Annotated in this window: 11 protein-coding genes; all 11 read right to left on the reverse strand. The window is 29.6% G+C overall.

The features are described 5' to 3' along the window. Positions 1 to 67 precede the first annotated feature (67 nt). On the reverse strand, positions 68 to 466 hold the full coding sequence (nusB, locus tag I6E31_03435; GenBank protein ID MCF2639024.1) for a transcription antitermination factor NusB: 399 nt from the start codon (positions 464 to 466) through the stop codon (positions 68 to 70). Positions 467 to 494: 28 nt separating this feature from the next. Then, the gene (locus tag I6E31_03440) at positions 495 to 719 is read right to left on the reverse strand and encodes a DUF2273 domain-containing protein (GenBank protein ID MCF2639025.1); all 225 of its coding nucleotides are present in this window, start codon (positions 717 to 719) and stop codon (positions 495 to 497) included. A gap of 10 nt (positions 720 to 729) precedes the next feature. Continuing rightward, entirely contained in the window at positions 730 to 1,260 is a 531-nt protein-coding gene (gene amaP / locus I6E31_03445; GenBank protein MCF2639026.1) for an alkaline shock response membrane anchor protein AmaP, read from the reverse strand. A gap of 54 nt (positions 1,261 to 1,314) precedes the next feature. Then, positions 1,315 to 1,695: an Asp23/Gls24 family envelope stress response protein gene (locus I6E31_03450; GenBank protein ID MCF2639027.1), complete on the reverse strand. Its 381-nt coding sequence runs from the start codon at positions 1,693 to 1,695 to the stop codon at positions 1,315 to 1,317. Positions 1,696 to 1,769: 74 nt separating this feature from the next. Next, complete coding sequence (gene accC / locus I6E31_03455; protein ID MCF2639028.1) at positions 1,770 to 3,122, reverse strand: acetyl-CoA carboxylase biotin carboxylase subunit; 1,353 nt, start codon at positions 3,120 to 3,122, stop codon at positions 1,770 to 1,772. 36 nt (positions 3,123 to 3,158) lie between these two features. Next, positions 3,159 to 3,572 carry a hypothetical protein gene (locus I6E31_03460; GenBank protein MCF2639029.1) on the reverse strand — a complete coding sequence of 138 codons (414 nt, stop codon included), beginning with the start codon at positions 3,570 to 3,572 and terminating at the stop codon, positions 3,159 to 3,161. A 65-nt stretch (positions 3,573 to 3,637) separates the two neighbouring features. Beyond that, positions 3,638 to 7,054 (reverse strand): DNA polymerase III subunit alpha, encoded by a 3,417-nt coding sequence (locus tag I6E31_03465; protein MCF2639030.1) that lies wholly within the window; start codon positions 7,052 to 7,054, stop codon positions 3,638 to 3,640. A 122-nt stretch (positions 7,055 to 7,176) separates the two neighbouring features. Further along, positions 7,177 to 9,090 (reverse strand): threonine--tRNA ligase, encoded by a 1,914-nt coding sequence (thrS, locus tag I6E31_03470; protein MCF2639031.1) that lies wholly within the window; start codon positions 9,088 to 9,090, stop codon positions 7,177 to 7,179. A 25-nt stretch (positions 9,091 to 9,115) separates the two neighbouring features. Then, the gene (locus I6E31_03475) at positions 9,116 to 12,838 is read right to left on the reverse strand and encodes a hypothetical protein (GenBank protein MCF2639032.1); all 3,723 of its coding nucleotides are present in this window, start codon (positions 12,836 to 12,838) and stop codon (positions 9,116 to 9,118) included. A 119-nt stretch (positions 12,839 to 12,957) separates the two neighbouring features. After that, positions 12,958 to 14,097, reverse strand: coding sequence for a transposase (locus tag I6E31_03480; GenBank protein ID MCF2639033.1), 1,140 nt, complete (start codon positions 14,095 to 14,097; stop codon positions 12,958 to 12,960). 219 nt (positions 14,098 to 14,316) lie between these two features. Next, on the reverse strand, positions 14,317 to 14,631 hold the full coding sequence (gene trxA, locus I6E31_03485; protein ID MCF2639034.1) for a thioredoxin: 315 nt from the start codon (positions 14,629 to 14,631) through the stop codon (positions 14,317 to 14,319). Positions 14,632 to 14,686: the final 55 nt, after the last annotated feature.

Raw genomic sequence — 14,686 nt, forward strand, 5'->3', positions numbered from 1 at the left:
ATACTACACCCTAGTTTTTATAACTAAAAATTAAGATGTAGTATATTTTTAATACTTTTATATTTTATTATCTGTTTACTATTTTAGCTAGAACTCCATTTATAAATTCAGATGTTTTTTCATCTCCATAAACTTTTGCAAGTTCTACTACCTCATTGATAACTATTTCACGTGGAGTATCTTCAAATAAAATCTCATATACAGAACATTTTAAAAGTGCTTTCTCTACATTTCCAATTCTTTCAAAACTCCAACCTGTGATATTATCTGAAATAGTTTCTAAAATTTCACTGTTATTTTCAGTAATTCCCTCCATATATTTCTTTATGAAAGCAATTTCATTTTCATTTTTTAGTGCTTCATCTCTAGTTAGATAACTGTCAAATATCTCTTTAGTACTTTCTTCTTTTATTTCTCCTTCAAATACTAATTTAAACAATTCTTCTCTAGCTACTCTTCTACTCATATTTTTCCTTTCTATTCTTTTTTAATTTTTAATCTTCTTTCATCTTTTCCAATATAAATTTTTTAATTTTTTTTGTAATTGTAATATCCCCTAATTTATATCCTATAATACTTAATACGATAATAAACAGTGTTTTTAACATTCCATATTCAACTAGCAATACTCCTATAACAAATCCTAAAAAACATCCTAGATATTTTTTCCAATTATTTATAAGAGCTACTAATAATTTTTCTAATAATTCTCCTAGCACTGTATCACCTCTACTCTTCAGCAGTTGATTCACTGATATTATCTGACTTTAATGAAATTTTAGAAATTTGCACTTCTATTTTTTCAACTTCTAATCCCATTTTTTCAGATAATCTTTGTTTTATCAATTCTTGTATAGAATTAGTTTTGTCAGCTACATTTCCATCAGTTAACATATCAAGTTTTATTTTTATACTAAATTTTCTACCTTTTTTTCCAGTGATAACTTTTATATTATTTATCTCTCTATCTTTAGATAATAACTCTTTAATAAAACTAATTACTGAATTAGCTGATATAGTTACCTTACCATTTTCAGTTTTTATCTCATAATCTCCTGTTTTTTCAAACAGTGAACATAATTTTAAAATTGATAATAGGAAATAAGCTACACAAACTATTACTATTACAACATTTGTTTTAATAGAATCAAGCGGATTAAATTTCACTATCACACTAGGCATCACAGTACATACAATACCAGTTATTGATAAGATGAAGATTCCTACCCAACCTAGAAAAAAAAGGAATTTATTTATCATAATAATCCCACCTTTAATAAAATTTAGAGGCGTTGTTCAGACGCCTCTTTAATATTATAATCCTTCTTGTATGTCTTCAACTTCTTCAGTAGTTTCTTCAGATATTATTTTAACATCTTGAACATATACATTTACTTCTACAACTTTTAATCCACTTAATTCAGAAACTGCTTTTAAAACAGCTTTTTGAACTTCATGAGCTACTTCAGAGATTGGATATCCATATTCTACGATTATAAATATTTCGATGCTACACTCTTTTTCTCCTACTTCTACTTTTACCCCATTAGTTGGTCTTTTCTTTCCTAGGATTTTACTTACTTCATCTACCATTCCACCAGCAAGTTTATATACACCTTCTACATCACTTGCAGCTTTAGCAGCTATTGTTTTTACTACGTCATCTGAAATTCTTATATTTCCTAATTCGTTCATTGAAAACACCTCCAAGTTTTATGTAACACTATTATATCTAATTTTCTTAAAAAAAACTACTATTTAATTGATTTTTAATTATTTTTTTTAGAAAAATTTTCTTCTATGAAGTTTGTTGAAGTTTTTCCTGCTAAGTATAGCTCATTTTCAAATACTTCTTTGTGGAATGGAATTGTTGTTTCTATTCCCTCAATTATATATTCATCAAGAGCTCTTTTCATCTTAGCTATTGCTTCCTCTCTATTAATTCCAAAGGCAATTAATTTTCCTATCATAGAATCATAGTAAGGACTTATCTCATATCCTTGATATGAGTGTGAATCTACTCTTATACCATTTCCACCAGGAACTATATATTTTTGTAATACTCCTGGAGATGGTAAAAAATCATTTTCTGGATCTTCAGCATTTATTCTACACTCAATAGCATGTCCAAATAAAACAACATCATCTTGAGTTATATTTAGTTTGTCTCCTGCTGCAACTTTTATTTGAAGTTTTATAATATCAAGCCCTGTTACCATCTCTGTTACAGTATGTTCAACTTGAACTCTTGTATTCATTTCCATAAAGAAGAAGTCATTATTTTTATCAACTAAAAACTCTAATGTTCCTGCTGAGTCATAGTTTATAGCTTTAGCCAATGTTACAGCTGCCTCTCCCATTGCCTTTCTAATATTGTATGGTAGTGAGAATGATGGAGCTTCTTCAATAAGTTTTTGATGTCTTCTTTGAATAGAACAATCTCTCTCTCCAAGATAGATTACATTTCCATGTTTATCTCCCATAATTTGTATCTCTATATGTCTTGGATCTTCAACAAATTTTTCTATATATACATCTGGGTTTCCAAAAGCTGATTCTGCCTCATTTTGAGCAGCTACTATATTAGCAGCAAGTTCCTCATCATTTCTAGCAATTCTCATACCCTTTCCTCCACCACCAGCAGTGGCTTTAATCATTACTGGGTATTTTATTCTTTCATTTACCTCTTTTTTAGCTTCTTCTACACTTTTGATTATTCCAGTTCCATTTGTTACTGGAACATTATTAGCTATTGCTGTTGCTCTAGCTGTTGCCTTATCTCCCATTTTTATAATACACTCTGGTCTAGGTCCAATAAATGCTATATTGTGCATTTCACAGATCTTTCCAAATCTAGCATTTTCAGATAAAAATCCATATCCTGGGTGAATTGCATCTGCTCCTGTAATTTCTGCTGCTGCTATGATATTAGGAATTTTTAAATATGATTCTGTACTTGAAATTCCTCCTATACAAACTGCTTCATCAGCTAACATTACATGTAAACTCTCTTTATCTGCCTCAGAATATACAGCAACTGTTTTTATTCCTAATTCTTTAGCTGCTCTAATTATTCTAACAGCTATCTCCCCTCTATTGGCTATAAGTATCTTTTTAAACATAACTTTTCCTCCTGGTAATCCAAATAGTTTAGATCATTATATTCTGATTTTTAATAATGGTCTTCCATAGTCTACTGGATTGCCATTTTCAATATATATTTCTTCTATTACTCCTGAAAAATTAGAACAGATAGTTGTATTTACTCCTATTGTAGTAATATATCCTATCTCTTGTCCTGATTTTATCTTTTGTCCAACTTCTATTATTGGAGTTCCATCTTTTTTCATATAGAAATATCTTCCAATATGGTCAGATAATACTTCTTTATACTTTATAGTTTCCTTAGTTTCTACAGGTTTTTGATCTCTTTTTATCTCTTTTTTTACTTCAGTAGTTGCTGTTCCTTTTATTGTCACTTTAAAATTTGTGTCTTCATATGAAACTTCAGTTAATTTTTGTTCATGTAAAACTTTCATTAACTCTTCTATAGTTTTTATATCAGCCTTCATAATCCCTCCTCATTTTTATATATTTTACCACTACAATTACTTTATTTCAACAAAATTACATTCTACTACTTTATAGTGATCTTGTCTACCCCTATCAATTCTATTATCTCATCTATAAATAATTTCGAAGGTAACACCTTGTATTTAGTAGATTTTACCTCTTTAGTAGTTTTTGTCTTGATAGCAAAGCTCAATTTTGTATCACCTAGATAGGATAAAATTATCTGTTTTAATCTACTAAATTTTTCTTTATCCTCCTCAGTAATTAAAATATATACAGTAAATCTTTTGTCATAGCATAGTTCATTTAAGAATCTTATATTTTTTACAATAACTTTTTTTGTTTCACTACCTTTGAAATAATCTGTCTGTATACTTCCCTCAATATATACAGCTTTTCCTTCAACAAAAATATGAGCATTTTCTGCATAATCCCTTGGAAATACTACACAACTAATCTTATCATAATAATCCTCTAGCTCAAATAAGCACATTACCTGTCCTGTTTTTTTAGTCACAACCTTCTTTATATCCCTAATTATTCCATATGTTTTAAAAATACGAGGACTTTTCTCCTCTTTAATATCTGCTATTTTATTTAATCTATACACATCTATTATATTTCTATAATTATCTAAAGGGTGAGCACTAAAATAGAAACCTAAATACTCTTTCTCTTTAGTTAATAGCTCCTCTATTGTATATTCAGCCATTTGTGGCAGCATAAATGCTCCTAAAATAGATTTAGCCTCTCCAAAAAGGTTCATCTGCTGAATATCATCCTCTTTCAATTTTCTATTAGCATAATCTAAAACTTTATCCACTGATTCAAACTTCTGTTTTCTATTTCCTGGCAAACTATCTAAAGCTCCTGCTAGAATAAGAGATTCTAAAGCTTTTTTATTTAATCCATCTTTACGAGTTCTCACTACAAAATCTTCGTAGTTTTTATACTCTCCATTTTCATTGTACTCTTGTAAAATTCTATCTGCTACTCCCTCTCCAACATTTTTTATTGCTGCCAATGAGAATACTACCCCATCATTATCAACGATAAACTTTGAACTAGCTTTATTTACATTTGGTAGATATAATTTTACATTGTGTATCTTTGCATCTTCTACATAATAAGCTACATCCTCTATGTGACTCATATCAGAAGTCATAAGAGCTGCATAATAGTATTTCATATAGTGAGCTTTAAAATATGCTGTCCAGTAAGCTATCATTGCATAAGCTGCTGAGTGAGACTTATTAAATCCATACCCAGCAAATTTATCAATAAGCTCAAACATCTCCACAGCTTTTTCTTTACTGTATCCATTTTTTATAGATCTCTCTACAAATTTATCCCTGTTCTCTTCCATTATCTGAACATTCTTTTTCCCCATAGCTCTTCTTAAAAGATCTGCCTCTCCAAGGGAGTAATTAGCCATTACATTGGCTATCTTCATAACCTGCTCTTGATATAGAATAACCCCATAAGTTTCTTTTAAAACTGTTTCTAGAGATGGATGAGGGTATTTTATCTCTGTAACACCATTTTTCCCATTTATAAAATCATCTACCATTCCAGATCCCAATGGTCCTGGTCTATACAATGCCAACAAGGCGATAATATCTTCAAATCTATCAGGTTTCAACTTCAACAGTATTTTTCTCAATCCTTGAGATTCCATTTGGAATACCCCTGAAGTATCCCCTCTTGATAACATATCATAAACTTTTTTAGAGTTTAAAGGAATATCAGACAAAACAATCTCTTCTCCTGTTCCATCTTTTATATAATCTATTGTTCTTTGAAGAATTGTAAGATTACGTAATCCTAAAAAGTCCATTTTTAGAAGTCCTAAATCTTCTAATTCCTTCATCTGATATTGAGTTGATACAACCTTATTTTTATTATCACTATACAGAGGAACTAGCTCTGTAAGAGGATCTTTTGTTATAACTATCCCTGCTGCATGGACAGAGGCATGTCTAACTTTATTTTCTATCTTAGCAGAGATATCTATTACCTTTTGCATCTCACTATCATTTAGATAAATATTTCTAAACTCCTCTACACTGTTTAAAGTTTGGCTTATTGTAGCATTAAAAGGAACTAATTTAGCTGCATTATCTATCTTACTAAGAGGTGTATCCATCACCCTTCCAACATCTCTTATAGCTGCCCTTGCTTTCATTGTTCCAAATGTAATAATCTGTGCTACTTTATCAGCTCCATACTTTTCTATTACATACTCAATAACTTCCTGTCTTCTTTCTTGACAAATATCTATATCTATATCAGGCATTGATATTCTTTCAGGATTCAAAAATCTTTCAAAAATCAGATTGTACTCTAATGGATCTAATTCAGTTATTCCCAATGCATAGGCAATTAAACTTCCTGCTGCTGATCCTCTTCCTGGTCCTATTGGTATCCTATTTTTCTTAGCATAGTCAATAAAATCCCATACTACTACAAAGTATCCTGCATACCCCATTTTCTCAATAATAGAAAGTTCATATTCTGCTCTCTCTATTATATTTTTAGTAAGTCCGTGAGGATATCTTCTATCTAATCCCATATATACTAATTTTCTTAAAAATCCCTCTATACTCTTAACACAAGTAGGAATTTTATACTCTGGAAACTTAAACTTTCCAAATTCTATACTGATATTACATCTTTCAGCTATCTCAACTGTATTATTTACTGCTTCTAAAAACTTTGTTCCTAAACCATCTATTATCTGCTCTCTGCTTTTCAAGAAAAGTTCATCAGTTTCAATTCTCATTCTCTTTTCATCTGAAACTTTTGCTCCAGTTTGTACACAAATCAAAATATCTTGTAGAGTATGCTCCCCTTCATTGACATAGTGTGTATCATTTGTAGCTACCATTTTTAAATTGTGTTCTTCTGCTACATCATATAATCTATCATTAAGTTCCTTTTGTCCCTTAACACCATTAGATTGAACTTCAATATAGAAATTATTCTTTCCAAAAATATCTATATACTGATTAACTGCTAAATCTATATTTTCCTTTGGTTCATTATCTAAAATTCTTCTTGAGATCTCACCTTGCATACATGCTGAAAGGGCAATTATCCCATCACTGTGATCTTTTAAAAACTCTTTATCTATTCTTGGTTTATAATAAAATCCTCTTAAATAGCTTTCTGAACTTATTTTTAAAAGATTTTTATATCCTATGTTATTCTCAGCTAATAAAATCAAGTGAAAGTTTCTTCCCTCTTTTGATTCCATTGAATTTTCTGCTACATATGCTTCTAAACCAATTATAGGCTTTATTCCCTTTTTCATAGCTTTTTTATAAAATTCAAGTACTCCAAAAAGATTTCCATGATCTGTTATAGCTATAGCTTGCATCTTTAAAGCAATAGCTCTATCCAAATAATCGTCTATTTTTCCAACTCCATCAAGGAGGCTATATTCTGTATGTAGATGAAGATGAACAAAATTTTTAATCATAAATTTTTCCTCCTTTTTAGCTTATATTTAACACATTATACCATAATTTAATATAAGTTTAGAAGAAATTCAAAAAAAGCTATGAACAAATCTTGCTCATAGCTTTTTCTAATTAATTTTTATTATTTATCAAATTTTATTTTTGCATCTTCTACAATTTTATCTAAGAACTCATCTAATTTCATAGATTCTTGTTGTTGAGATCCAAATCTTCTTATATTAACTTCTCTATTTTCAACTTCATTTTTACCAATGATAATTTGTACTGGAACTTTATATTTTCCATTAGCTTCTCTTATTTTATATCCAATAGATTCTGCTCTATCATCTAATTCTACTCTTATTCCTCTTTGTTGTAGAGCATTGAAGATATCTTGAGCATAAGGAACAACTTCATCATTGATAGTTAAAAGTTTTACTTGAGTAGGTGCTAACCATAGAGGGAATGCTCCTGCATAGTGTTCAATAAGGATACCTATAAATCTTTCAATTGATCCATAAACAACTCTATGTAGCATTACTGGTCTATGTTTTTCTCCATCTTCACCTATGTAAGTAATATCAAATCTTTCTGGTAAGTTGAAGTCTAGTTGAATAGTTCCACATTGCCAAGTTCTTCCAATAGCATCTTTAATTTTGAAGTCTAATTTAGGTCCATAGAATGCCCCATCTCCAGGGTTTAATTTATATGGTTTACCAATTTTTTCAAGAGCTCCAGCTAGTGCAGCTTCTGCTTTTTCCCAAATTTCGTCTGATCCAATAGCCTTTTCTGGTTTTGTTGAAAGCTCAATATGATATTCAAATCCAAATAGTTTGCTATAGAATTTATCTATTAATTGTACTACTCCTATAATTTCAGATTCAATTTGATCTGGAGTCATAAAGATATGAGCATCGTCTTGAGTAAATGATCTTACTCTCATAAGTCCATGAAGTGCTCCTGAAAACTCATGTCTATGAACAGTTCCTAATTCTCCACATCTAATTGGGAAATCTTTATATGAGTGTAGTTGAGATTTATAAGTAATTATTCCTCCTGGGCAGTTCATAGGTTTAATAGCAAATTCAGTTTCATCTATTGTTGAAGTATACATATTTTCTCTGTAGTTAAACCAGTGTCCTGAAGTTTCCCAAAGCTCTTTATTTAGCATAATAGGAGTCATTATTTCTTGATATCCAGCAAGTGTATGTTCTCTTCTCCATAGATCAATAAGAGTATTTCTTATTGCCATTCCTTTTGGAAGGAATATAGGGAATCCAGGTCCATATTCACTTACAAAGAATAGATCAAGTTCTCTTCCAAGTTTTCTGTGGTCTCTTCTTTCAGCTTCTTCTAATAGGTGTAGATAATCTTTTAATCTCTTATCATCAGAGAATGCAAATCCATAAATTCTTTGAAGCATTTTATTTTTAGAGTCTCCTCTCCAGTATGCTCCAGCTACTGATTTTAATTTAAATGCTTTTATGTAAGATGTAGAAGGTACATGAGGTCCTCTACAAAGATCCATAAATTCACCTTGTTTATAGAAAGAAAGCATCTCTCCTTGAGCAATCTCTTTTATTATTTCAACTTTGTAAACTTCTCCAAGTTTTTCAAAATGCTCAATAGCTTCCTCTCTGCTCATCATTATTCTTTCAATTTTTTCATTTTCTTTTACTATTTTTTTCATTTCAGCTTCAATTTTAGCTAAATCTTCTTCAGTAAATTGTACTTCTGGATCAAAGTCATAGTAGAATCCATTTTCTATAGCTGGTCCTATTGCAACTTTTGTTCCTGGGAATAATCTAATTACTGCTTGTGCCATAAGGTGAGCAGCTGAGTGTCTTATAACTTCTTCTCCCTCTTCAGAATCAGCAGTTACAAACTCTACCTTTGCATCTCTATCAAGAACAGTTGACATATCCATCTCTATTCCATCAACTTTAGCAGCTACTGATTTTTTTGCTAAAGAGTTACTAATACTTTTAGCAATTTCAAACATATTTACTGCACTTTCAAACTCTTTTATCTCTCCACTAGGTAATTCTATTTTCATATTTTCCTCCTCTAATTTATATAAATTAATCTATTACGTCTTCTGGTTTTAATCCATCAAATAGGTAAGTATCTGGAGTTGTTCTCTTATCTGCTCCAGTAGTAGCTCCAAGACCAAATATTGGTTTGTCTGGGAAAGCAAGTAATGTAAATTGTAGAGCTGCTCTCCATTCATAATCTCTTGTTCCTAGATCATACTCTTGTTCATAAGCTAATGCCCATTGATAATATCCAAACTCTCTTCCTATTTCAATTCCTAATCCATCTAAAGATTTTTTATTTCTATTTTCTGCAGATTTATCATTGTAGTTTTCATAGAACTTAGCATATGTTCTAATATTCCATCCTTGGCTTGGTTTTCCTATTTTAGCCATCAGACTTACTTTATGCTCTCTATCAACTTTATTCCATTTATTATCTTTATTCCATCCAGCATTATCATCTATCTCATAACCAATACCATATCTATTTTGTGAATAGAATATCTTTGCATTTACCTCTTCTAATGAATCCCATAAATCTCCAGTTTTATCATATCTTGCTTCATTTCTTTGAGCCATTAGATAAACTTTAAAATTACGTTTATAATCTCCTAAAGAATTAAATCTATCATACATTATACTATTTAAGTTGAAGTTTACACTATTTCTTTCTCTATCTCTTAAAATATCTCTTACTCTATAAAGTTCAGCTTGAGAAAGTGTATTTGAATCTTTATCAAACTCAAGTTCTGCATAATTTTTTAACTCTTCATCTGTAAATCTCTTATCTCTATATTCATAAGTTAATGATAGTACATCAGAGTTTCCTGTATTTCTCATCTCTCCATCAATATTACGTTTAGCTCCATCTTCCTTATGTTTATAGTCTTCATAAGTTACAGCATAGTAGTTTTCTACATCTCCACCATCTAAGAAAGATACCTTATAAATTTTATTATCTACATCTAATTCTCTCTTATTAATTTCATAGTTATCTCTAACATCTGTACCTTGGCTAAAGCTAATTCCTAATTGATTATCGTCAAAACTATAATTATATCCATAAGTATTAGCTCTAATTTTTTCCTTAGCATTATCCACATATTTCATATCCCAAATCTTAGAATCTATACCTTGAGTTTCATATGAAAACTTATGATTATCATATGTATATGATCCTCCATAATTGATAAATGTTAAATCGTTGTAGTTATGATCTCTCATATTTTCATTTGTATATCTTCTATCTTGTCCATAGTTTAATGTTAAAGATTGTTTATCATCAATTTTAAATGTTAAATCATTTTTAAATAGTTGTCCATTTAGATTATCTGTACTAGCTGGATTTTCAGCTCTCTTATACTCTACATTATATACAGTTTCTGTATTTCCAACTGTTGTAGTTACTGTGTCCTTAACTTCATAGATATTATCTTTATTTTTTAATCTAATCTCTTTTGAACTTACTTTTTTCTTTCTATCTTTATCAACTGTATCTCCAAAGTTTATATCTCCAGAGTCATAATCATATCTTTGATAGAAAAGTTTCAGATCATTATTCATAGCAAAATCAATTTTTCTATCCTTATCTTCTCTATTATCAAAAAGATCTACTACATGGTTTAATTTCAATTGAGTTCTTAAAGTTGAATCCTCTCCAGTAGCATAATTTTTACCATAAGGATTATATCCCTTATCATATTTATCATATCTAATTCCACCAAATAGAGCTAACTCTCCATAATTTCCTAAAGATATCTCATTTTGCTCTGCACTTACTTCATAGAACTTTGATTCATTTACATATTTTCTATATGAACCCTCTTCAAAATCATGTGTATAGTAATATATACCATCTCTATCCCAAAACTCCTCTTTTGTCTCTCCAGATGCAAAAGTGAATTTAGTAGTATCATCATAGAAATCTATATATCCTCTAACTTCTCTAAAATCGTGGTAAATAATATTTTCAAATCTATTATATTCTTTGCTTCTTTCATTAGGTAGATGTCCAGTTCCTGCAATGCCATCTTTATTAATAACATTTTCTCTTAATGGATCTTTAGTCAAATCAAGCTTTCTAGTATACTCATTTACATTTAAACCAGCTTTTACTCTATAATCTCCATAAAGATCATAATCTCCAAAAGAGATTCTCAAGTCTTTGCTATCATATTGACTATACTCTCTTATCATACTTGGATTATAGTTATAGTACAGCTTTCCACCTAAAAGAGTGTTAAATTTCAACAGAGAATCTAACTTAGGATCTCGTTCCCAAAGTCCTAATTTTCTAAATTTATCTCCATTTTTCTCATCATAGCTAAATCCAATATTATTCTCTTTTTCAAAGAACTCAAACCCAAAATCTTCAGCTCTTGATTGAGTATCATTTAAAGTAGATCCTGGATCCATATCATATAAGTAGTTATAGTATCCACCAATTTTATATTTTGCATTATCCTTATATAATGATACTTGAGAAAATAGATCATTATCTATATTGCTTCCATAATCAATATCATCTATATCATCATATACCATCCAAGCATAAGCTTCCTTGTCATCAGTTAATTTTAATCTAGTCTTTAAAGTGATATCTTTATTTTCTCCAAGCTCTTTTAAATTAGAGTTCATTGAGAAGAATGTCATATTAGAATCTAATTTAGGTCTTTTTACTTTATTATTATGGAAAAAACTATTTCCCTCATAATCAGTAATGATATCATCTAACTTAGGTATCATATTATATGTTGCATTTATAGTATTAAAGTATAATTTTCCCTTTTCTCCATTATATTCGTGAGTATAATTTACTCTATACCTTTTATGTTTTTCCTCATACTCTACATCTGATTTTTTATCTTCTGGTTTATCTGCCTTTGACCATACTAAAGCATCATCAATATCAAGTTTAGCAGTTCCAAATTTATCAGTAGTATACCAGTTTTCCCATCTACCTATTAAAAGTCCCATTTGATCAGCAAATTTTGGAGCAAATCCACCTCTGAATTTACTGTCCTTATCTCCATACAAAAATCCCCATGAAGTTTGCCAACCATAGTAGTCTTTTGTCCCCCATTCTGGGAATAGTGGAACTTTAGATCCTTCTCTTATATTTAATCTATACCACGGAAGTGAGAATGGAAAAATATCACTACTTCCCATATAGAAGTCACTTCCTTTTAAAGTTAATTGCTTATCAGGTTCAACAATTATCTCTTTAGATAGGAAATGATACCCAGCCTTATCAGGATCTCCAGTTTCTGCTACATTATAATCAGTTGTTATCCAACCATTATTTATAAAAAGTTTTCCATTGTTGTAATCAAAAACTTTTCCTCCAAAATAGATCTTATCATTTGGAGCTTCTCCACCTGTAACTTTTCCAATCTCTAGATATCCAAAGTTATCATAAAAAACTCCTTGATTTCCATCAAGAGAAACATCTCCCTCTTTTGATTCTATCTTTAAAACTCCAGTAGGTTGCTCTACTTGAGCTATTAAATTATCTTTTAAATAAACTCTATTTTCTTCTTTATCTCTTCTTAAATTAAATACTTTTAATTTTAAGTTTCCATACTTTAAATTGACACCATTTTGAGAAGTAATAGTATCAGTAAGAAGATCTAACTCAACTTCGTCAGCTCCTCCTATTATTCTATCATCTTTTTTTTGTCCTATTTCATTCATAGGAACCGTGGTTATTCCAAATGTAACTAAAGAAACTATAATAAAAGATGCTACTAATAATAATTTTCTCCTCATCTACAATCCTTCTCCTTAAATACTCAGTGTGAACTTCTTCTTGGGAAGTAGTTGCTTTTGTTAGCCAACTATATTTACCAAGCTATCCCCGTAGTTCCTACGGTTCTTTATACTTTCTTTTAGACTGCTTGTCTTATTCTTAGACCTTCAGCCAATATATTTTTACTTGCATTTATATCTCTATCATGATGAGCATGACAAATTGGACAAGTCCACTCTCTTATATCAAGAGTTTTCTTGCCATCATGATGCCCACATACAGAGCATATTTGACTTGACGGATATAGTCTATCAATTTTTATTATCTCTTTACCATACCATTTTGCTTTATACTCCAATTTATTTACAAAACTAGTCCAAGATACATCAGCGATAGATTTAGCTAATTTATGATTATGAAGTAATCCTTTTGTATTTAAGTCTTCAATACAAATAATATCGTGGTTTTTAATAATATATGTACTCAACTTATTTAAGAAATCTATCCTCATATTCATAATTTTTTCATGTATTTTAGCTACTTTAATTCTTTGTTTTTGATAATTTTTACTTTCGCTTAATTTTCTATTTTCTTTTTTAGCAATTAAAAATCTTTTTGATAATTTTCTTTGTTCTCTTTTTAATTTATTTTCTAATTGTTTTCTGAATTTAAGATTTTCTATTTTTTCTCCAGTAGATAAAATAGCTATATCTTTTATACCTAAATCAATTCCTATAGCTGAATTAGTTTTTGGTAATTCTTGAATATCACTTTCACATAACAAAGAGATAAAATACTTACCACTTCCATTACAAGAAATAGTAGCAGATTTTATTATACCCTCTATTTTTCTATGCACTTTTATTTTTACTAATTCTTTTAACTTAGGAATTTTTAACCAATTTTCAAAAATGTTTACAGTTCCATTTTGATTATTAGTTGTATAACTTTGTACAGGATTTTTTTTAGATTTGAACTTAGGAAAACCAATAGATTTATCTCTAAAAAAATTTTTGTATGCTTTATCTAAATTCATTTGAGCATTAGCAAGAGCAAGACTATCAACTTCTTTTAGAAATTCATACTCTTTTTTATATTTTGCAGGAGTAGGATATTTTAATTTTTTATCAGAGTTACCCTTACTTTCTTCATATGCTTTAATTCTATCATTTAGCATAAGATTATAAACAAGGCGAACACAACCAAAAGTTTTACTAAAAAATATCTTTTGTTCATCGCTTGGATAAATTCTAAATTTATATGCTTTTAGCTGTTTCATCAGTCCACCTCCCTCAAAATTTTTTGTAACTATATTATAGCATATTTTTCTAAAAACAATAGAGCAATTCATCACACCACCTACAGAGGTGGGCGACTTCTTGCCTGTTATGTTAAATAATTATATCACAATTGAGAATAAAATAAAATAATTGTATAAATTTTATCTAAAAAATAGACAAAAAAGCTGTTGCTTTAAAAGCAACAGCTCTATTTTTTCCTAATAAACAGTTAATTTTTCAATTATCTCTTCTTTAGGTCTAAGTCCTACCACTTCTTTAACTCTTACTCCATCATCAAAGATAACTATAGTGGGGATGCTCTTTATTCCAAATTGTCCTGCAAGACTAGGATTTTCATCAACATTCACTTTATATATTTTCATATCTAGTATATTTGACACCTCTTCTAGAATTGGAGATAACAATTTGCAAGGACCACACCATTCAGCCCAAAAGTCTACAATTACTTTTCCCTTGCCTTCTATTACTTTTTCTTGAAAAGTAATCTCATTCAAGTTTATTAAACCACTCACTAATGTTCCTCCTTTTATGGAATATTACCTTTTTTAATTTATACAATCTCTTGTA

Origin of the sequence: Fusobacterium varium (assembly GCA_021531615.1) — a bacterium.
Classification (GTDB): domain Bacteria; phylum Fusobacteriota; class Fusobacteriia; order Fusobacteriales; family Fusobacteriaceae; genus Fusobacterium_A; species Fusobacterium_A varium_C.

What these genes read in the sequence shown, in the direction of transcription:
- nusB (MCF2639024.1), bottom strand. Translation starts at nt 466, where the DNA reads ATGAGTAGAAGAGTAGCTAGAGAAGAATTGTTTAAATTAGTATTTGAA.
- amaP (MCF2639026.1), bottom strand. Translation starts at nt 1,260, where the DNA reads ATGATAAATAAATTCCTTTTTTTTCTAGGTTGGGTAGGAATCTTCATC.
- I6E31_03450 (MCF2639027.1), bottom strand. Translation starts at nt 1,695, where the DNA reads ATGAACGAATTAGGAAATATAAGAATTTCAGATGACGTAGTAAAAACA.
- accC (MCF2639028.1), bottom strand. Translation starts at nt 3,122, where the DNA reads ATGTTTAAAAAGATACTTATAGCCAATAGAGGGGAGATAGCTGTTAGA.
- I6E31_03460 (MCF2639029.1), bottom strand. Translation starts at nt 3,572, where the DNA reads ATGAAGGCTGATATAAAAACTATAGAAGAGTTAATGAAAGTTTTACAT.
- I6E31_03465 (MCF2639030.1), bottom strand. Translation starts at nt 7,054, where the DNA reads ATGATTAAAAATTTTGTTCATCTTCATCTACATACAGAATATAGCCTC.
- thrS (MCF2639031.1), bottom strand. Translation starts at nt 9,090, where the DNA reads ATGAAAATAGAATTACCTAGTGGAGAGATAAAAGAGTTTGAAAGTGCA.
- I6E31_03475 (MCF2639032.1), bottom strand. Translation starts at nt 12,838, where the DNA reads ATGAGGAGAAAATTATTATTAGTAGCATCTTTTATTATAGTTTCTTTA.
- I6E31_03480 (MCF2639033.1), bottom strand. Translation starts at nt 14,097, where the DNA reads ATGAAACAGCTAAAAGCATATAAATTTAGAATTTATCCAAGCGATGAA.